This is a genomic window from Nonomuraea muscovyensis (genome assembly GCF_014207745.1).
In the GTDB taxonomy this organism is placed as follows: Bacteria; Actinomycetota; Actinomycetes; order Streptosporangiales; family Streptosporangiaceae; genus Nonomuraea; species Nonomuraea muscovyensis.
On the sequence record NZ_JACHJB010000001.1, the window covers coordinates 1,326,029 to 1,344,117 of the forward strand.

Genomic DNA, 18,089 nt, shown 5'->3' on the forward strand with positions numbered 1-18,089 from the left:
GACCACCGCGCCCGACCACCGCGCCCGACTGGCACGCCCGCCCGCCCTCTCCTCCTCCCGGCGGTCCGGCGGGGCCGCGATCAGAGCGCCCGCGGCGAGACGCCGTAGGCGGCGGCGAAGGTCTCCAGCGCGGACACCGCGTCCCGGCCGCGCCGCCAGGGCCGGACGATGAGCCGGTCCACCCCCAGCGCCGCCCAGGACGCCGCCTCCTGCGGGGAGTCCAGTTCGTAGGCGTGGGCCGTCACCGAGCCGGTCCCGCCCAGCGCCGCCAGCCGGTCGAGCTGCGGCCGGATGGACTCCAGGGTGTGCGGCATGCTGATCCACCCGTCGCACAGCCGTGCCGCCCGCCGCAGCGCGGCCATCGACTCGCCGCCGCAGAGGATCGGCAGCCGGGGCTGCACGGGTTTGGGCTCGAAGGCCACCTCGGGGAAGGTGTAGCAGCGGCCGGAGTGCGCCACGACGGGTTCGCTCCACAGCCGGCGGGCCACCTCGATGGCCTCGTCGAGCCGGGCGCCCCGGTCGGCGAACGGAATTCCCGCGGCGTCCCATTCGCCCTGGTACCAGCCGGCCCCCACCCCGCACACGGCCCTGCCGGACGAGACGACGTCCAGTGTGGCGAAGGCGCGGGCGGAGACGAAGGGGTGGCGCAGCGCGAACAGGTGCACGGCCGTGCCGAGCCGGACGCGCGAGGTGTGGGCGGCCAGCCAGCACAGGTACGCGGGGGCGTCGAACAGCGGCGTGGACGGCTTGATGCCCGGATCGGACGTTCCGGGGTAGACGGCCGTGGACAGGTCGGTGGCGAAGACGAGGTGCTCGGGCAACCACACCGACTCGAAGCCCAGCTCGTCGGCCGCGACCGCGACGTCCTTCCACACGGCCGGGTGGAGCAGCCCGAGCGGCACGCCGAACTTCACGGATACCTCCGCGTGTCCCCGGAGAGCACGGCGGCGCGGACCGCGGCGCGGTGTTCGGCGGCCCCGCCGTAGGCGGCCGACAGGGACCAGGCGCGGGCCAGCCAGAACCGCAGGTCCAGTTCCTCGGTGTAGCCGATGGCGCCGTGCGTCTGCAGGGCGACCCGCGCGGCCAGCGCCGCGGCCTCTCCCGCGGCCGCCTTGGCCGCGGCGGCGTCCCGCCCGGCGGTGCCCCCACCACCCGACCCCCCGCCGCCCCGCCCCGCCTCACCCGTCCCCCCTGCGTCCACGGAGACGGCGGCACGGTGGACGAGCGGCGCGGCGAAGGACACGGCGATGGCCACGTCGGCGAGCTGGTGCTTGACCGCCTGGAAGGACCCGATGGGCGCGCCGAACTGCCGCCGGGCGCGCGCGTACTCCACCGACAGCTCCAGCAACCGCCGCGCCACCCCGACGAGCTGCGCGGCGGTCGCCACGGTGGCCCGCAGCAGCGCCGACTCCAGCGGACGCTCCAGCGGCACGGACCCGGTGAACGACACGTCGAACAGCGGCCGGCACGGGTCCACACCGGGCCGGGGCGTGAGTCGTGCCGACGCCTTGGACACCAGGCGGGGCCCGTCGGGCCGCGCGACCACGATGAGGTCGGCGACGTCGGCGTCCGGCGCGAACGCGGCGCCCGGCGGCACCACGGTCACGCGGACCGCGCCGGAGGCGAGCTTGGGGACGCCCGGCAGCAGGTACGGCGCGGCGACGGCGGTCTCCACGACCGGCCCCGGAAGGCAGGCCCGGCCGGTCTCCTCCAGCGCGGCGAGCGCGTCGGTCAGCCCGAGGCCGAGCCCGTCGGCCTCGGGCGGGACGAGCAGCCCGAAGAACCCGACCTCGGCGAGCCGGTCCCAGGCGGGCAGGCGTTCGGCGCGCAGCTCCCGCGGCCGGCAGTGCGCGGCCAGCACGTCGCGGACGGTCGCGGCCAGGGCGAGCTGGTCGGGAGTGAAGGCGAAGTTCATCGGGCGGCCCCTTCGCTGGGGGACGGGGTCAACGGGGCAGGCCGAGGATGCGCTCGGCGATGATCGTGCGCTGGATCTCGTTGGTGCCGGCGTAGATCGGCCCGGCCAGCGAGAAGAGGAACCCGTCGAGCCAGGCCGTCTCCCCGGCGCGGTCGCCGAGGAGTTCCATGGCCAGGGCGTGCATGCGCAGGTCCAGCTCCGACCAGAAGACCTTGCCCATGCTGGTGGCGGGCCCGGCCTCCTCCCCCGCCATGAGCCGGCGCGCGGTCTGGAAGGTGTGCAGCCGGTAGGCCTCCGCGTCGGTCCAGCAGCGGACGGCCCGGTCGGCGAGCACCGGGTCGTCCGCCGCCGGCCCGCCGCGGGCCAGGGCGACGAGCCTGTCGGCGGTGGCCAGGAACCGGCCGGGGCTGCGCAGGGTGAGGCCGCGTTCGGAGGAGGTGGCGGCCATCGCGATCCGCCAGCCCTCGCCCACCTCGCCGATGACCATGGACTCGGGGACGAAGACCCCGTCGAAGAACAGCTCGGCGAAGCCCGGCAGCCCGTCGAGCTGCGCGATCGGCCGGACGGTGACCTCGTCCATCGGGAACATGACGTAGGTGAGCCCCCGGTGCCGCGCTCCGGAGGTGCGGAACAGCCCGAACCCGTGGGAGGCGTGGGCGGCCCGTGAGCTCCACGTCTTGTGGCCGTACAGACGCCATCCGCCAGGGGCTCGCACGGCGCGGGAGGTGAGCGCGGCCAGGTCGCTGCCCGCCTCCGGCTCGGACCAGGCCTGCGCCCACACGTCGTCGGCGCGTGCCATCCTCGGCAGCCACGCGCGTCGCTGCTCCTCGGTGCCGAAGGCCATGAGGGTGGGGGCGAGCAGGAAGATGCCGTTCTGGCCGACGCGGGCGGGCGCGCCCGCCGCCCAGTACTCCTCCTCGAAGATCAGCCACTCGACGAGGGAGGCGTCCCTCCCTCCGTACGCGGCGGGCCAGGAGACGACCGACAGCCGGGACGCGGCGAGCTCCGCCTCCCACGCGCGGTGCGCGGCGAAGCCCTCGGGGGTGTCCAGGGAGGGCAGCGGACCGGGGACGTGGGCGGCCAGCCAGTCGCGGACCTCGGCGCGGAAGTCCTGCTCGGCCCGGGAGAAGTCGAGATCCACAGACACCAACCTAGCGCACGCTTGGTTAGCTGGCCATGGTTGTTCAGCCGCCGAACGCCCGCCGGAGCGCGGCGATCCGCGCCTCCCGGGCCCTGACGCTCAGCATGGCGTCGGGCACCATCATGTCGAAGCCGTGGAAGCCGCCCGGGTACACGTGGAGCTCCGTCGACACCCCGGCCGCCAGCAGCCGCCGGGCGTAGTCCATGTCCTCGTCCCTGAAGACCTCCACCTCCCCCACGTCCACGAACGCCGGAGGCAGGCCCGACAGGTCCTCGGCCCTGGCCGGGGCGGCGTACGGCGAGACGTCGTCGCCACCGGCCCGCTCGCCGAGCAGGGCCCGCCAGCCGAAGAGGTTGGCGGCCCGGTTCCACAGGACGGCGTCGGCGAACTCCTGGCTGGACGGGGTGACATTGCGGTCGTCGAGCATCGGGCAGACGAGGAGCTGGAAGGCGACGGCGGGGCCGCCCCGGTCGCGGGCCAGCAGCACCGTGCCGGCGGCCAGCCCGCCGCCCGCGCTCGCGCCGCCCACGGCCAGCCGCGCGGGGTCGATGCCCAGCTCGGCGGCGTTCTTGGCGGTCCAGACGAGCCCGGCGTAGCAGTCCTCGACGGGCGCGGGGTCCGGGTGCTCGGGCGCGAGCCGGTAGTCCACCGCGACGACGACGCAGCCGAGCCACTCGACGTACTCGGCGAGGAAGGCGTCGTCCATCTCCGGCTTGCCGATCATCATCCCGCCGCCGTGGATCCAGTAGAGGCAGGGCCGGACCTCCTCCGGCCCCGCCGGGCGGTGGACGCGCAGCCGGACGTCGGGGTCGCCCTCCGGCCCCGGCACGTGGCGGTCCTCGATCGTCATGCCGCCGTCCGGCGGGGACGCGGCCGCCACCACCGCGTGGACCTGGGCGCGGACCCCCGCGACGTCCTCCATGGTCATGGTCGAGACGTCGAACGCGGGCGGCTGCAGCTGCTCCAGCGCCGCCCGGAGCTCCGGATCCAGATTGGGGTGATAGGCCATGCCACGTACCCTTCCACGAAGGCCTATGCCGTACCCCTCGATCGTCGGAGGCGCCGCGCCGGGGGACAACCGCCATCCGGCGGCCGTTCGCCCCCGGCGGCCCGCCACCTGGTCAGGAGAGCAGCTCGACGACCCGTCGCGCCAGCGGGGCGGCGCTGGCCGGGTTCTGGCCGGTGGCCAGGCGGCCGTCCACGACCACGTGCGGCTCCCAGTCGCCGGCGCCCTCGTGCCGGGCGCCGCGCTCCTTCAGCGCGTCCGCCAGCAGGAACGGCACGACGTCGGCGGCGCCGGCGGCCTTCTCCTCGCTGTTGGTGAAGCCGGCGACCCGCTTGCCGGCCACGAGGTGGCTGCCGTCGGACAGCGTCAGGTTCACCAGGGCGGCCGGGCCGTGGCAGACGGCCGCCACGACGCCGCCGTTCTCGTACGCCTCCCGGCCGACGCGGGCCACGTCCGGGTCCTGCGGGAAGTCCCACATGGTGCCGTGCCCGCCGGCGTAGAAGACGACGTCGTAGGCGGCGCCGTCGACCTCCGCCAGCCGGGGCGTGCCGTCCGCCGCCCCGGAGGTGAGGAAGGCGACCTGGTCGGGGTCGCCGGCGTCGTAGCCGTCCTGGGGCGGCTCGCCGCCGCGCACGCTGGCCACGTCCACCTCGAAGCCGGCGTCGCGGAAGACCTTCCACGGGTGGGCCGCCTCGGGCACGTAGTAGCCGGTGCTCCGCAACCCGCCCAGGTCGTCATGGCTGGTCAGTGCTATCAGTACGCGTCTGGTCATGGCTCCAGCATGACCCCGTCGACCCATCAGCCGCCAATAGCGATGGACGGGTTCAGCCATCACAATGCTGATATGCCTGTCTCGCTCGACCTGCTCAGATCGTTCCTCGCGGTGTACCGGACCGGCTCCATCACTGCCGCCGCGCACACCCTCGGCCTGTCGCAGCCGGCGGTCACCGCCCAGGTGAAGGCGCTGGAGGCGGCGCTGGACCGGCCGCTGTTCGACCGGTTGCCCCGCGGGGTCGCCCCGACGGCCGCCGCCGACGAGCTGGCCCGGCGGGTGGCCGGGCCGCTCGACGCCCTCGACGCGGTCGCCGGGCCGGGGCTGCCCACGGAGCAGGCGGTCCACCTGGGCGGTCCGGCGGAGTTCCTGTCGGAGCACGTGGTGCCCATGCTGGCGCCGCTGGTGGCGAGCGGGCTGCGGCTGCGCACCACGCTCGGCCTGGCCGACGACCTGCTCGCCGACCTCGCCGCCGGGCGGCTCGACCTGGTGATCTCCACGATCCGGCCGCGACACCGCGGCGTCCAGGCCGAGCCCCTGTACGACGAGGAGTTCGTGCTGGTGGCCACCCCCGCCGTGGCGGCCCTGGGGGTGGCGGGGGCGCCGCTGGTGGCGTACGGCGAGGAGCTGCCGATCGTGCGCCGCTACTGGCGGACCGTCTTCGGCAGGCGACCGGTGATGACCGCGCAGGTGGTGATCCCCGACCTGCGGGGCGTGCTGAACGCCGTGCTGGCCGGGATGGGCTGGTCCGTCCTGCCGGCCTACCTGTGCCGCACCCACCTGGCGGCCGGCACGCTGGTGCCGCTGGCCGAGCCGGAGCTGCCGCCGATCAACACCGGCTACCTCGCGGTCCGCCGCGGCGGACCGGCCGGGCCGGCGGTCGCCCGCGTGTACACCCACCTGCTGGAGGCGTTCCGCGCCGCCCCGGCGTTCTGAAGCCGGGGCGGCGCGGCCCGCCGGCGAGGGTCAGCCGAGGTAGGCGGCCCGGACCACCGGGTCGCCGCGCACCTCGTCCGGGGTCCCCGAGGCGATGACCCGGCCCAGGTCGAGCACGACGAGCCGGTCGCAGGCCCGCATGACGAAGCCCATGTCGTGCTCGACCAGCAGCACCGTGGTGTCCAGCGCCGCGACGACCTCGCGCAGCCGTGCCGTCTGCTCGGCGTCCAGGCCCGAGGTCGGCTCGTCGAGCAGCAGGAGCCTCGGCCGGTCGGCGAGCGCGCGGGCCAGCTCGACCAGCCGCCGCCGGCCGACGGGCAGCGCGGCGGCGTGGACGTCGCGCAGCCCGCTCAGCCCGCACAGCTCCAGCACCTCGGCGACGCGCTCGCCGCGCTCGCGCTCCAGCCGCCGCCGGGCGGGCCAGCCGACCAGGTCGGCGGCCAGGCCACCGCCGCCGCCGTGCCAGTCGAGGGCCGCCAGCACGTTCTCCGCCACGGTCAGCCGGCCGAACACCTGCGTCCGCTGGAAGGTGCGGCGCACGCCGAGCCGCGCCCGCCTGACCGCCGACGTCCCGGTCAGGTCCGCACCGGCCACGCTGATCCGCCCGGCGCCAGGCCGCCGCAGCCCCGACACCACGTCGAACAGGGTGGTCTTGCCGGCCCCGTTCGGCCCGATGACGCCGCACACCTGCCCCTCAGGCACCTCGAACGACACTCCGTCGAGCGCCCGGACCCCGCCGAACGCCACGGACACGTCCATCACCCTGAGCACTACGACACCCCCAGGTAGGCGGCGGTCAGCCGCTCGGCGTCCACCTCGGACCGCGGCCCGCTCCACACGATCCGGCCGAGCCGCACGAACGCCACCCGGTCGGCGACGGCCAGCGCCTCGGTGGCCTTCTCCTCCACCAGCAGCAGCGCCACCCCGCGCTCGCGCAGCTCGGCGAACACCTCGAACACCTGGCGCACGACGAGCGGCGCCAGCCCGAGCGACGGCTCGTCGGCGATCAGCACCCGGGGTGGCCGCACGAGCGCGGGCGCCAGCGTGAGGAGCTGCTGCTCGCCGCCCGACAGCGCGCCCGCGAGCACGGTACGGCGGGCGGCGAGCTGTGGCATCCGCTCGTAGGCGGGGCCGGGGTCGGCGAGCCAGGTGCGCAGGTTCTCCTCCACGGTCAGGCCGGGGAAGACACCCCTGCCCTCGGGAGCGAGCACCACCCCGGCGCGGGCCCTGCGGTGCGCGGGCCAGGCGGTGACGTCGGCGCCGTCGAGCAGCACCCGGCCCGAGGTCACCGGCACGTCACCGGCGGCGACGGCGCACGTGGTGGACTTGCCCGCCCCGTTGGCGCCGAGCAGCGCCACGACCTCGCCGGGCCGCACGGCCAGCTCGACGCCCCGCAGCACGGTCACGTCGCCGTACCCGGCCACGACCCCGTCCAGCCGGAACACGCCCTCCGCCGTGGCCGGGGCCCCGCCGCCGCTCGGCTCCGGTTCGCGCACCTCCGCCACCCGCCCTCGTCCCGGCTCCCCGACCACGCCGGCCGGCCGGTCTCGGGACCCGGCGCGAGACTCCGCACGGCGCCGGCGGCGGTGCCGCTGCTCGGCGAGCTGCGCCAGCACCCCGTCCGGATGCCTGGCCAGGATCACCCCGCCCGCCCCGAACAGGATGGCCCCCACGTGCGCCGAGACGTCCCAGGTGGCGAGCAGTTCGGGGAAGACTGCGGCGATCATCCCGCCGAGGACGGCCCCGCCGATGCGGCGCACCCCCTGGAGCACCACCACGGCCAGCCAGACGAACCCGGTGAAGGCCGGCAGGTCGGTCGCCGTGATCGACCCCTTGGAGATCGCGAACAGCACCCCGCCCAGCCCCGCGATCCCCGAGGCCAGCACGAACAGCATGATCTTGGCGCGCGGCGCCGACAGCCCCGAGGTGACCGTGGCTGCCGGGGCCGACCGGACGGCGAGGATCGCCCGGCCCGAGGCCGACCGCTCCAGATTGCGGACGAGCAGCGCGACCAGCCCGATCAGCGCCAGCAGCAGCACCACCCGCACCCGCGGGTCGGAGGTGTCGGCGAACCCGAATCCCAGGGCGGGCAGCGGCCAGCCGATCGTGCCGTTGCTGAACGCGTCCACCTGGAACAGCACCTGGTCGGCCAGCAACGCCAGGGCGAGCGTCGCCAGCGTCAGCACCCGCCCGCCGAGCCGGAGCGCGGGCAGCGCCACCAGCGTGCCCACGGCGCACGCGGCCAGCACGCCGAGCACGATCGCCACGACGAACGGCAGCCCGGAGGCGAACGCCCACCCGCAGGTCAGCGCGGCCATCGCGGCGAAGGCGGCCTGGGCCAGGTTGACCATGCCGCCGATCCCCGTCACCACCACGAACGAGCAGCAGATCAGCGCCAGCACCAGCCCGTGCGCCGCCACGCCCACGTAGTACTCCGGCGCCACGGCCGTGAACGCCAGCAGCGCCAGCGGTGACAGGACCCACGGCAGCCGCCGCCGCCAGGCGGGCACCCCGGCCAGGTGGTCGGGCGGCGGCGCGTCGTCCGCCGCGCTGCCGGCGACCCGCTCCCTCGACCGGTTGAGCAGCACCAGCCCGGCGAACAGCAGGAGGACCGGCACGGCCGTCCGCAGCCCGGTGATCTCCTCCAGGAAGTCGGTGTAGCCGGCGACCAGGTTCTGCACCACGCCCAGCGCCAGCCCGGCGGCGAACGTCCACGGGATCGACCGCAGCCGCCCGAACACCGCCGCCGTGGCCGAGGCGAACAACAGCACCGTGTACGCGGTGGCGTCCAGCCCGAGCACCGGCACGGCCAGCACCCCGGCGAGACCGGCGAGGCCGGAGCCGAGCATCCAGGCCACGGCCGAGGTGGCGTCCGCGTCGATGCCGCGCAGGGTGGCCAGCCGCCGCCGGTCCACGCAGGCGCGCATGCGCAGCCCGTACGGGGTGTGCCGCATGAACGCCCACAGGCCCGCGGCGGTCACGATCGACGCGCCGAACGTGATGAGCTGGTCGGTGTCGAGGCGTACGCCGAGCACGTCGAACGGCACGGCCGGATGCGGGCCGATGCCGCGCGGCAGCGAGGTCGCGTCGGCGGGCGGCAGCCCGAAGACGTCCACGACCAGCAGCCCGAGCGCCGGCAGCGCGATCGTCAGCCCGATCGTGCCGACGATCTGCGCGGTCTCACCCGCCCGGGCGAGCCCGCCGAACATGGCCCGGTGCAGCAGGTAGCCGAGCGCGGGCGCGAACACCCCCGCCGCGAGCAGGGCCGACAGCCAGGAGGGCAGCCCGGCGGCCACGTTGCACTGGTAGAACAGCAGCGCGGAGACGAACCCGATGGCGCCGTGGGCGAAGTTGAACACCCCGGTCGCCGCGTACGACAGGGTCAGGCCCGAGCCCATGATGGCGAAGATCGCCCCGGTGACGAGGCCGCTGACGACGTAGCCGAGTATCATCGCAGCGGCACGTTCTCGAAGCACTTCATGCTCTTGGCCACCGTGAAGGCGCCGCCCTCCAGCTTGACCAGGGCGCCGCAGCCGTTCGGCTCGCTGTGGTCCCTGGGGTAGCGGATCCGGCCGAAGCCGGCGTTCTCGTAGGAGTAGGAGCCGTTGCCGGTGGCCAGGAACCTCTCCCTGGTGAGGTCCTTGCCGGTCTTGGTCAGCATGTCCAGGAAGATGTCGGCGGCCCAGTACCCGATCGCGAGGTGCTGGGTGAGCCGGGTACCCGGCGCGGCCTTCTCCACGTCGGCCTTGAGCTGGGCGATCTCGGGGGCGGTCGACTCGAACGGCTCGAACATCGGCGCCGCGATGACGCCCTCCAGCGCCTCGGCGCTGGCCGGGTCGGCGAGGATGGCGGCGTCGTAGCTGGTGGCGTCGGTCAGCACGCCCTTGTACCCGGCCCGTTTGAGCGCCGCGTAGAGGCCGACGTTGAACTTCGTGCCGGCGATAACGGAGACCACGACGTCCGGCGGCCCGCCGCCGTCCGACGTCATGATTTTGTTGACGTACGGCAGCCAGTCGGGCGGCGGGGCGGCGGCGGGCAGTCCGGAGTTCACGCCGGCCAGCTCGAACCCGGCGGCGGTGAACGACTGGGAGATCGTGGTGCCGCCGTACTTGCTGCCGCTGGAGTCGCTGGTCTGCACGTAGACGCTCTTGCCGGCGGCCCCGCCGAGCAGCTCGGCCATCTGCCTGCCCCACCAGGTCTGCGACCCGGCCCCCTTCTTGGGCGCCAGGCACCCGTTGTAGCCGAACCCCGTCCTGGTGCCGCACCACTGCGGGCCGGTGGCCCAGCCGAACCACGGCACGCCCTGCTGCTCCAGGAACGCCGCGCCGCCGAAGTTGGGGGCGTGCACGGGCACCAGGGCGAACACCTCGTCCTTCTGCACGAGCTTCTTCGCCGCCGCGTCGCCCTTGGCCGCGTCCTGGCCGTCGTCCTCGGCTCCGACGAACTCGATGCGGCGCCCGTGCACGCCGCCCGCGGCGTTGGCCCGCTCGAACCTGGCCCGGGCGCCGATCTCGGCGTCCTTGGTGGAGTAGCCGCTGGCGCTGGTCCTGGTCAGCACGCCGCCGACCTTGACGGTCGTGTCCGTGACGCCGGGCGCCGCTCCCCCGGCCGGGCCGGAGGCCCGCTGCTGGGCGGCGCACCCCGCCAGCAGCGCCAGCACCAGGCCGGCCGCCGCCCCGCGCCGCACCCCGATCCGCCGCACCCTGTCGTGTCGTCGTCGCACCCACGCCTCCCACCTCGTGTACGGCAGGCGCCCCGACCTGACTCGGCCTAGCGCTCGCTTGGTTTTGGGCTGAGCGTAAATTCGCCCGAAAGGGGTGTCAACGGACGCGATACGGGCTACCGAGCAATCGCTTGCTCATAGTACGCGGGCCGGGCTAGCGTGGGGGCCATGCTGATGCGCGCCGCCGTCCTCACGGCCTTCCACGAGCCGATGGAGATCCGCGAGGTGGAGATCGCCGACCCCGGCCCCGGCGAGGTGCGGGTGCGGATCAAGGCGTCGGGCGTGTGCGGCTCCGACCTGAAGGCGATCGACGGCAAGAGCCCGGTCGTCACGCGCCTGCCGTACATCCTGGGCCACGAGAGCGCGGGCGTCGTGGAGAGCACCGGACCCGGCGTCACCGGCGTCCGGCCGGGCGACCACGTGATCATCGCGATGAACGGGCCGTGCGGCGGCTGCCGCAACTGCGGGGCCGGCCGCTTCCACCTGTGCTCCGGCCCGGCCCGGATGACCGCCATCATGGGCGGCGAGCCACGCGTCACGCTGGACGGCGAGCAGGCGCGCCGCTTCATCGGCATCGGCTCGTTCGCCGAGTACGCGGTGGTGAGCGAGGCGATGTGCGTGCGGATCGCCCGCGACGCGCCCTTCGCCGCGATGTCGCTGCTGGCCTGCGGCGTCGTCACCGGCGTCGGCGCGGTGCTGAACGTGGCGAGGGTGACCCCCGGCTCCAGCGTCCTCGTGGCAGGCTGCGGCGGCGTCGGACTGAACGTCGTCCAGGGCGCCGTCCTGGCGGGCGCCACCACGATCATCGCCGCCGACGTGGCCGAGGCGAAGCTCAAACTCGCCGAGCGCTTCGGCGCCACGCACACCCTGGTCCCGGACGACCTGCCCCGCCAGGTGGGCGAGATCGTCAGCGGTGGCGTGGACCACGCCTTCGACGTCACAGGTGTCCCCGGCGTCCTGGCCGCCGCGTTCGCCGCCACCGCTCCGGGCGGCACCACCGTCATGGTCGGCAGCCCTCCGGCCGGCCATCCGGTCGAGATCGACCCGGCGCTGCTGTTCTCCTCGCGCCGCCTCATGGGCACCCAGGGCGGCGACGCCGCGCCGCGGCGCGACCTGCCGATGCTCGCCGCCCAGTATCTCCGCGGCCGCCTCGACCTCGACGGCCTCATCACCGAACGCCTGCCTCTGGAACAGGTCAACGAGGCCGTCGCCCACGTCCGGGAGGGGGCCGTGGCCCGCGCGGTGATCGTGTTCTGAGGGACGGCACATCGTGCTACTCTTCTAAAGAACTTTAGAAGAGAGGGATACCAATGTCCTACCCCGACGCTCGGTACTTCGGCGACAAGGGCGAGGTCAGCGGCCGGTTCCGGCCCGCCGACGCCCCCCACGACCTGCGCCTGGGCCCCGCCACCGACGACCCGGCCCAGCGACGCACCCACGTCCACTACCTGGCCACCGGCGACACCACGGGCGGCGCCTTCGGCCTGTACCGCTGGGAGATGGGCCCGCGGCCGGGCGGGGCCGACCCACACTTCCACCGCACGATGACCGAGTCGTTCTACGTCCTGGACGGCACCGTCCGGCTCTACGACGGCGACCGGTGGCGCGACGGGAAGCAGGGCGACTTCCTGTTCGTGCCGGAGGGCGGCATCCACGCATTCCGGAACGAGTCGGGCGAGCCCGCCACCATGCTCATCCTCTTCACCCCGGGGGCCCCGCGCGAGAGCTACTTCGAGGAGCTCGCCGAGATCGCCACGTCGGGCCGGCAGCTCTCCGAGGAGGAGTGGGCCGAGCTTTTCCTCCGCCACGACCAGTACGTGGTCGGATGACCGCCTTCCCCGAAGAGCCGATCTACGAGCAGCTCGCCCGCATCGGCAAGGTTCTGTCCAGCCCGGTGCGGCTGCGCCTGCTGGACGTCCTCGACCAGCGCGAGCGCACGGTCGAGGAGCTGGCGGAGGAGGCCGGCATCGCGCTGAAGAACACCTCCGCCCAGCTCCAGCGGCTCCGCGACGCGCACCTGGTGACCAGCCGCAAGGAGGGCACCCGCGTCTACTACCGGCTGGCCGACGAGGACGTCTCGCGTTTCCTCGGCGGGCTGCAGGACTTCGCCCAGGGGCGGCTGGCCGACCTGCGCGAGGCCGTGACGCTGCACCTGGGCCTGGCGGAGGGGGTGACGGCCGGCGAACTGGCCGGCCGCCTGGGCGACCCCGGCACGATCGTCGTGGACGTGCGCTCGGCGGGGGCCTACGCCGAGGCGCACCTGCCGGGCGCCCTGTCGCTGCCGCTCGCCGAGTTGCAGGACCGCCTGGCCGAGCTGGACGCCCGGCTGGCCGGGCTGCCGCGCGACGCCGAGATCGTCGCCTACTGCGGCGGGCCGTACTGCGTCGTCTCGCCCAAGGCGGTGCGGCTGCTGCGCGAGCGCGGCTACACCGCCCGCCCGCTGGACGGCGGCCTCACCGGCTGGCGCCGCTCGGGCCGTCCCGTCCAGGCGGGCCGAACCTCGTGAGCTACGTGCGGACGAGGGGACGGGCGGGCGGCGCCGGCGCGGCGGTCTCGTCCTCCTCGTGCCCCTCCACCGACAGGTTCGGCAGCAGGCGGTCCAGCCAGCGCGGGCACCACCAGTTCGCCCGGCCCAGCAGCACCATGGTCGCGGGCACCAGGAAGCCCCGGATGATCGTGGCGTCCACGGCGATGGCCGCCGCGAGTCCCACCCCGAACGTCTTGACCATCGGGTCCGGGTAGGCGATGAACGCCACGAACACCGAGACCATGATGAGCGCGGCCGAGGTGATGACCCGCCCGGTGGAGCCCAGGCCCTCCGCCACGGCGCGGGTGTTGTCGCCGTGCCGCAGGTACGACTGCCGGACGGCCGTCAGCAGGAACACCTCGTAGTCCATCGACAGCCCGAACAGCACCGCGAACAGCATCAGCGGCACGTAGTTCTCGATCGGCACGGTGAAGAAGAACTCCCGCACGTACGACCCGTCCAGCGGCGGGTCCATGCCGACGAGCCGGCTGCCCAGCCCGTACGAGAAGACCAGCGCCAGCGCCCCGAACGCGGCGCCCAGCGACACCAGGTTCATCAGCGCGGCCTTGACCGCGACGAGCGGGGCGCGGAAGGCCAGCAGCAGGAGCAGCGCGCTGAGCAGCACGACCACGCCGATGACCAGCGGCGTCCGCTCGGCCATCCGGTCGGCCGCGTCGGTCATGCCCGCCACCTCGCCGCCGACGTGCACCTCCACACCCTGCACCGACAGGGCGCGGACGTCGTGCACCACCTCGGCGGTGCGGGTGTCGCTCGGCGCGTACTCCGGGACGGCCTGGATGAGGACGGACCGCCCGGACTCGTTGAGCTTGGGGGCGGACACGTAGGCCACGCCCTCGACGTCCCCGATCTCGCGCTCCAGCCGGCGCACGACCGGCGCCTCGGCGTCGGCCGCCTTCTCCGCCAGCTCGGCGACGATGATCATCGGTCCGTTGCTGCCGGGGCCGAAGCCCGCCGCCATCAGCTCGTACGCCCGCCGGGACGGCGCGTCCTGCGCCGCGTACCCCTCGTCCAGCGGCCCCAGCTTGATGGCCAGGGCGGGGGCGGCGAGCGCCGCCAGCACGATCACGCTGCCGATGAGCACCCGCCACGGGCGGCGCGCCACCCAGGCCCCGAGCCCGCCCCAGCCGGACGACTCGGGACGGCGGCCGAGGAACGGCACCTTCAGCGCGTTGATCCGGTGGCCCAGCAGGCCGAGCAGCGCGGGCACCAGCGTCACGGAGGTGAGCACGGCCATCACCACGGAGATGCCGGTGACCCACCCGAGCGTGCTCAGCAGGGGGAACCCGCCCAGCATGAGCGCGCTCAGCGCGACGATCACCGTGCCGCCCGCGAACACCACCGCCCCGCCCGAACTGGCCACGGTCCGGCGGATCGACTCGTGCACGGCGACGCCGTCGGCCAGCAGCCTGCGGTGCCGCGACAGCAGGAACAGCGCGTAGTCGATGCCCACGCCCAGCCCGATCATCGTGGCCATGATCCCGGCCTGCTTCGGCACGTCCACGACATGCCCGAGCAGCCCGATCAGGCCCAGGCCCGCGGCCACGCTGACGAGCGCGGCGAAGATCGGCACCATCGCCGCCGTCAGCGTCCCGAACGCGAACACCAGCACCAGCAGCGCGCACACCACCCCGATGATCTCGCTGGGGCCGGTCTTGATCTCCTTGTCCGCCGGCGAGCCGCCGTCCACGGCGACGACCTCCAGACCGGCCGCCCGGGCCGGGTCGGCGGCCTTCGAGACCGCCTGCGTGGTCTCGGTGAGCTTGGCCGGGTCATGCCCCTCCATCCGCACGGTGATCAGGCCCACCTGCAGGTTGGAGGAGAGCCCGCCCGTGCGGGACGGCGCGTCGACCTGCGCGACGTGCGGCAGCGCGCGGATCCGGTCGGCGGCCTGGTCCACCGCCCGCTTGCGGCTCTCCTCCAGGAGGAACCCCTCGGGAGAGTGGACCACGAGCTGCACCGTGCCGCCCTGCGCGTAGCCGGGGCCGAACCCGGACCGCATCAGGTCATGGGCGCGCTGCGCGTCGGTGCCGGGGATCGACACGTCGTTGCTCACAGGGCTGCCCAGCACGAGGCTGCCGCCCATCAGCCCGGCGGCCGCGACCACCCATAACGCCAGCACCACCAGCCCGTGCCGGGCACACCAGCCGCCCAGCCGTCCCAGCAAGCGCGCCATCGCCCCGCCCCTCCTCGACGACCGTCCTGTACGGTCGTACAGTACCTACGATAAGTCGGGACAGATCGTGAAGGCTGTAGAGATGCCGGAAATGAGACGATGACCACAGCCGACGACACGCGCAGCCGCATCCTGGCCGCCGCCCGCGAGCTGTTCGCCGAACGCGGCTACGCGGGCACCTCGCTGGCCGACATCGCGGCGGCCGTGGGGCTGACCAAGACGGCGGTGGCCTATCACTTCCACCCCAAGGACAAGCTGGCCGCCGAACTGATCGCCCCCGCCGCCGAGGACATGCTCGCCCTGCTCGGGTCCGACCCGGCCGGCCGGCCGGCGTTCGTCGAGGCGCTGGTCGGCTTCACCGTGCGGCACCGGGCGGTGATGCGGCTGCTCATGGAGGACATCAGCGGCGCCGACCACGCCCCGCCGGGCTCGACCGGCGAGGCCATCAGGACGTTCAGGAACGAGCTGTTCGCCAAACTCGCGGGCCCGGACCCCGACGCCGAGACCCGGCTGCGCAGCTGGGCCGTGCTCGGCGCACTCCAGGGCGCCATCGTGCAGACCATGGACCTGCCGGAGAAGCAGGTCCACGACACCCTCCTCCGAGCCGCCCTGGCGATCTGAGGAGGCCACCGCCTCAGCCGCCTGCCGAGCATGCGACTCGTACACCCCCTGCCCGCCGCCGTCCCTCGCCTGCTGCCTGGTCAGCGCCCTGGACCTACGGTCACAGTCCGATGTTGGACTTGGCGCCCATGTAGGAGCCCGCCCCGGGGAACCCCGCCTGGGCCAGCTCGGCGAAGCGGGCGCTGAACCCCAGCGACGGCAGATCGGCGATGGGCACGAACCGCACACCTCGGATCGGGCTGGTATCCGCGCTCGCGGGCCAGCGCGTCGCCTAGAGGCTCGCCCTGCTCGACCTTTCCGCCGGGCAGCGACCAGGAGCGGCCGGTGTCGGTGTCCTGGTCCAGCAGCAGAATACGGTCACCCTCGATGGGCACGCCGGTGACGCGTACCTTCAGCACCCCGGCAACGTTTGAAGCGCTCCCCACGACTAAAGTCGGGGGATTCCAGCCAGCTCAGGTTCCGTCTGCGCGGTGGCCTGGGCTGCTGTTGCTTGGCGGTTCGCCTTCCGGCCCACGCGGTTGCGTGGTTTGCGCGCCCCAACCCGCACAGCCGGTCCGGCTTGTGCGTGCTCCGCCCTCCCGGCGGTGAGGATGTTCTTGGCAGCGTTCACGTCGGCGTGCTCGATGTGTCCGCACGAGGTACACCGGAAGACCGCTTGGCTCTCGCGGGACTTCCGATCCACCACCGTGCACACGTTGCACCGTTGACTGGTGTACGCCGGATTCACAGTGATCACATGGGTACCCGTATGCCGGGCCCTGCTGCGGGTGGCCAGCTCGATCCGATGCCAGCCCTTGTCCAGAATGGCGCGGTTCAGGCCGGACTTGCTCACCGCCCCATTGACAAGGAACACGCCCGGCCGTCCGGGATCCGGCCTGGGCTCGACTCCAGCGGTCATGTTCCTGACCGCCAGGGCCTCGAACACGATCAACTCGAAGTCCACCGCCAGGACATGAGCGGTCCTGGCGGCGAAGTCCTGTCGGCGGTTGCGGATCTTCCGCGCCAGGTCGGCCACCCGCGCGACGGCTCTCCTCCGCCGGGCCGACCCCCCTCATCGTCCTGGCCACGTCCCGCTGGAGCTTCCTGGCATGCTCGACCTCCCGCTCCCGAGCGAACACCTGGTGATGGAAACGCCCGTCCGAGCGGGTCACGACCTTGACCACGCCCCGGTCGACGCCGACCGCGCTGCCCGGATCGGCATGCCGCTCAGGCGTGACCACGCCGTCGTCGACGAGGAAGCTGACATACCAGTGCCTGCCGTCCCGGCTCACGGTGGCGTTCTTGACCTTCCCACCGAGCGGGCGGGTGAGGCGGAAGCGGACCCAGCCGAGCTTGGGGAGCTTCGCGCGCGCCCAGCGGCGGTTGAGCCGCTCGACCGTGATCTTCCCGCCCTCGGGGAACCGGAAACTCGGCGGATTCCTGGCCTTGGACTTCCAGCGGACCTTCCACGTTCCGTGCCGGGCACACGCCTGGTCCAGGTCGATGAGCGTCTGCTGCAGGCAGTGGCCGGGCGCCTCGGCCAGCCAACCGAAGTCCTGCTTGGCTTCGACGAGTTGGCGGGCCTGCTCGTGATAGCCGATGAACCTCCCTCGGCTCCGGTAGGTGCGGCGCTGCTCCAGGGCGGTGTTCCACACACTGCGGCAGGCCCCGCCGATCCGCTCGGCGAACCCGCTCTGCTCCTCGGTGAGGTCCAGCCGGTACCTACGCCCGCTCAGCACGACGCCTCACCGGTTCTTCCGGCTCTCGACGACATCGGCGGGTGTCCCACCCACGGTGGCCACGAAGAAGGAGTTGGTCCACAACGTCGACAGCTTCGACCTCAAGCCCGCAAACTTCTGGCGCAGGACACGCGAGGAACGGCCCTTGATGGCGTTGACCAGCTTGTGGGTGCCGCACTGTGGGTCCACCTCGACCAGCAGGTGAACGTGGTCGGGCATGACCTCCACCTCCACCGGCCACGCCCCCTGTCTCCTCGATCACCTCGCGGAGCAGCGCTTTCAGCCGCGCTTCGATCCGTCCGTCCGGCACCCCCCGCGGCACGTGGGGCACCACACCCGAAAAGGCGCACTGGAAGGTGACGTTGCCGTTCGTGCGCAAGGTCACGCCACCCGGATCAATTTACGGCGTTGATCTATCCACCGCTCAAAGATTCGACAGAAGGGCTTACCCCTATGGCTGAAGCCAGGGGTCCGCGCCCTAGACCTTCGATCGCAGCCCGCCCGGGCGGAAGCGCCCAATCGGCCGAAGCGGGTCG

At 73.7% G+C, this 18,089-nt stretch carries 15 protein-coding genes and 3 pseudogenes; 5 read left to right on the plus strand and 13 right to left on the minus strand.

Annotation, left to right across the window (positions count from 1 at the left end; genetic code table 11):
- Nucleotides 1–80: 80 nt before the first annotated feature.
- The 5 genes from FHU36_RS06280 to FHU36_RS06300 all read right to left on the minus strand — a co-directional run bounded on the left by FHU36_RS06280 (nucleotide 81) and on the right by FHU36_RS06300 (nucleotide 4,834).
- On the minus strand, nucleotides 81–914 hold the full coding sequence (locus FHU36_RS06280; protein WP_185082836.1) for a TIGR03619 family F420-dependent LLM class oxidoreductase: 834 nt from the start codon (nucleotides 912–914) through the stop codon (nucleotides 81–83).
- Entirely contained in the window at nucleotides 911–1,915 is a 1,005-nt protein-coding gene (locus tag FHU36_RS06285) for an acyl-CoA dehydrogenase family protein (protein WP_185082837.1), read from the minus strand. The genes FHU36_RS06280 and FHU36_RS06285 overlap by 4 nt, the downstream gene beginning before the upstream one ends.
- Nucleotides 1,916–1,943: 28 nt before the next feature.
- Nucleotides 1,944–3,056 (minus strand): acyl-CoA dehydrogenase family protein, encoded by a 1,113-nt coding sequence (locus FHU36_RS06290; RefSeq protein WP_185082838.1) that lies wholly within the window; start codon nucleotides 3,054–3,056, stop codon nucleotides 1,944–1,946.
- A gap of 43 nt (nucleotides 3,057–3,099) precedes the next feature.
- Nucleotides 3,100–4,065, minus strand: a complete 966-nt coding sequence (locus tag FHU36_RS06295) for an alpha/beta hydrolase (RefSeq protein WP_185082839.1) — start codon at nucleotides 4,063–4,065, stop codon at nucleotides 3,100–3,102.
- Nucleotides 4,066–4,177: 112 nt separating this feature from the next.
- A complete protein-coding gene (locus FHU36_RS06300) occupies nucleotides 4,178–4,834 on the minus strand; it encodes a type 1 glutamine amidotransferase domain-containing protein (protein ID WP_185082840.1) in 657 nt (218 codons plus the stop codon).
- 72 nt (nucleotides 4,835–4,906) lie between these two features.
- Between FHU36_RS06300 and FHU36_RS06305 the strand changes: the two genes are divergently transcribed.
- Nucleotides 4,907–5,770, plus strand: coding sequence for a LysR family transcriptional regulator (locus tag FHU36_RS06305; RefSeq protein ID WP_185082841.1), 864 nt, complete (start codon nucleotides 4,907–4,909; stop codon nucleotides 5,768–5,770).
- Nucleotides 5,771–5,800: 30 nt separating this feature from the next.
- On the opposite strand, the gene FHU36_RS06310 is transcribed toward FHU36_RS06305, so the two are convergent.
- The 3 genes from FHU36_RS06310 to FHU36_RS06320 are packed head-to-tail and all read right to left on the minus strand — an operon-like array spanning nucleotide 5,801 to nucleotide 10,493.
- Nucleotides 5,801–6,541 (minus strand): ABC transporter ATP-binding protein, encoded by a 741-nt coding sequence (locus FHU36_RS06310; RefSeq protein ID WP_312891455.1) that lies wholly within the window; start codon nucleotides 6,539–6,541, stop codon nucleotides 5,801–5,803.
- Entirely contained in the window at nucleotides 6,541–9,222 is a 2,682-nt protein-coding gene (locus FHU36_RS06315) for an ABC transporter permease subunit (RefSeq protein ID WP_185082842.1), read from the minus strand. The genes FHU36_RS06310 and FHU36_RS06315 overlap by 1 nt, the downstream gene beginning before the upstream one ends.
- A complete protein-coding gene (locus tag FHU36_RS06320) occupies nucleotides 9,219–10,493 on the minus strand; it encodes an ABC transporter substrate-binding protein (protein WP_185082843.1) in 1,275 nt (424 codons plus the stop codon). The genes FHU36_RS06315 and FHU36_RS06320 overlap by 4 nt, the downstream gene beginning before the upstream one ends.
- Before the next feature lie 168 nt (nucleotides 10,494–10,661).
- On the opposite strand from FHU36_RS06320, the gene FHU36_RS06325 reads away from it, so the two are divergent.
- Genes FHU36_RS06325 through FHU36_RS06335 form a run of 3 tightly spaced genes read left to right on the plus strand, consistent with a single transcriptional unit; the run spans nucleotide 10,662 to nucleotide 12,999 of the window.
- Nucleotides 10,662–11,750 carry an alcohol dehydrogenase catalytic domain-containing protein gene (locus tag FHU36_RS06325; protein WP_185082844.1) on the plus strand — a complete coding sequence of 363 codons (1,089 nt, stop codon included), beginning with the start codon at nucleotides 10,662–10,664 and terminating at the stop codon, nucleotides 11,748–11,750.
- Between the two features lie 53 nt (nucleotides 11,751–11,803).
- Nucleotides 11,804–12,322, plus strand: a complete 519-nt coding sequence (locus tag FHU36_RS06330; RefSeq protein ID WP_185082845.1) for a cupin domain-containing protein — start codon at nucleotides 11,804–11,806, stop codon at nucleotides 12,320–12,322.
- On the plus strand, nucleotides 12,319–12,999 hold the full coding sequence (locus FHU36_RS06335; protein ID WP_185082846.1) for an ArsR/SmtB family transcription factor: 681 nt from the start codon (nucleotides 12,319–12,321) through the stop codon (nucleotides 12,997–12,999). Before FHU36_RS06330 ends, FHU36_RS06335 begins: the two co-directional genes overlap by 4 nt.
- A gap of 1 nt (nucleotide 13,000) precedes the next feature.
- Here the strand turns inward: FHU36_RS06335 and FHU36_RS06340 are convergent, their stop codons facing one another.
- Nucleotides 13,001–15,214 (minus strand): MMPL family transporter, encoded by a 2,214-nt coding sequence (locus tag FHU36_RS06340; protein WP_185082847.1) that lies wholly within the window; start codon nucleotides 15,212–15,214, stop codon nucleotides 13,001–13,003.
- A gap of 99 nt (nucleotides 15,215–15,313) precedes the next feature.
- On the opposite strand from FHU36_RS06340, the gene FHU36_RS06345 reads away from it, so the two are divergent.
- Nucleotides 15,314–15,835 carry a TetR family transcriptional regulator gene (locus FHU36_RS06345; RefSeq protein ID WP_185082848.1) on the plus strand — a complete coding sequence of 174 codons (522 nt, stop codon included), beginning with the start codon at nucleotides 15,314–15,316 and terminating at the stop codon, nucleotides 15,833–15,835.
- Nucleotides 15,836–16,146: 311 nt separating this feature from the next.
- Here FHU36_RS06345 and FHU36_RS46220 read toward each other — a convergent pair.
- The 4 genes and pseudogenes from FHU36_RS46220 to tnpA form a co-directional block, all read right to left on the minus strand.
- Nucleotides 16,147–16,260 (minus strand): annotated as a pseudogene (locus tag FHU36_RS46220) (hypothetical protein); the annotation flags it as partial.
- A 2-nt stretch (nucleotides 16,261–16,262) separates the two neighbouring features.
- Nucleotides 16,263–16,850 (minus strand): RNA-guided endonuclease InsQ/TnpB family protein, encoded by a 588-nt coding sequence (locus tag FHU36_RS44160; protein WP_312891456.1) that lies wholly within the window; start codon nucleotides 16,848–16,850, stop codon nucleotides 16,263–16,265.
- A 628-nt stretch (nucleotides 16,851–17,478) separates the two neighbouring features.
- Nucleotides 17,479–17,553 (minus strand): annotated as a pseudogene (locus FHU36_RS44165) (hypothetical protein); the annotation flags it as partial.
- Nucleotides 17,554–17,559: 6 nt separating this feature from the next.
- Nucleotides 17,560–17,938, minus strand: a pseudogene (tnpA, locus tag FHU36_RS06360) (IS200/IS605 family transposase).
- Nucleotides 17,939–18,089: the final 151 nt, after the last annotated feature.

Coding starts and splice junctions, on each gene's coding strand:
- FHU36_RS06285 (WP_185082837.1), bottom strand. CDS start 1,915: ATGAACTTCGCCTTCACTCCCGACCAGCTCGCCCTGGCCGCGACCGTC.
- FHU36_RS06295 (WP_185082839.1), bottom strand. CDS start 4,065: ATGGCCTATCACCCCAATCTGGATCCGGAGCTCCGGGCGGCGCTGGAG.
- FHU36_RS06300 (WP_185082840.1), bottom strand. CDS start 4,834: ATGACCAGACGCGTACTGATAGCACTGACCAGCCATGACGACCTGGGC.
- FHU36_RS06305 (WP_185082841.1), top strand. CDS start 4,907: ATGCCTGTCTCGCTCGACCTGCTCAGATCGTTCCTCGCGGTGTACCGG.
- FHU36_RS06315 (WP_185082842.1), bottom strand. CDS start 9,222: ATGATACTCGGCTACGTCGTCAGCGGCCTCGTCACCGGGGCGATCTTC.
- FHU36_RS06325 (WP_185082844.1), top strand. CDS start 10,662: ATGCTGATGCGCGCCGCCGTCCTCACGGCCTTCCACGAGCCGATGGAG.
- FHU36_RS06330 (WP_185082845.1), top strand. CDS start 11,804: ATGTCCTACCCCGACGCTCGGTACTTCGGCGACAAGGGCGAGGTCAGC.
- FHU36_RS06335 (WP_185082846.1), top strand. CDS start 12,319: ATGACCGCCTTCCCCGAAGAGCCGATCTACGAGCAGCTCGCCCGCATC.
- FHU36_RS06340 (WP_185082847.1), bottom strand. CDS start 15,214: ATGGCGCGCTTGCTGGGACGGCTGGGCGGCTGGTGTGCCCGGCACGGG.
- FHU36_RS06345 (WP_185082848.1), top strand. CDS start 15,314: ATGACCACAGCCGACGACACGCGCAGCCGCATCCTGGCCGCCGCCCGC.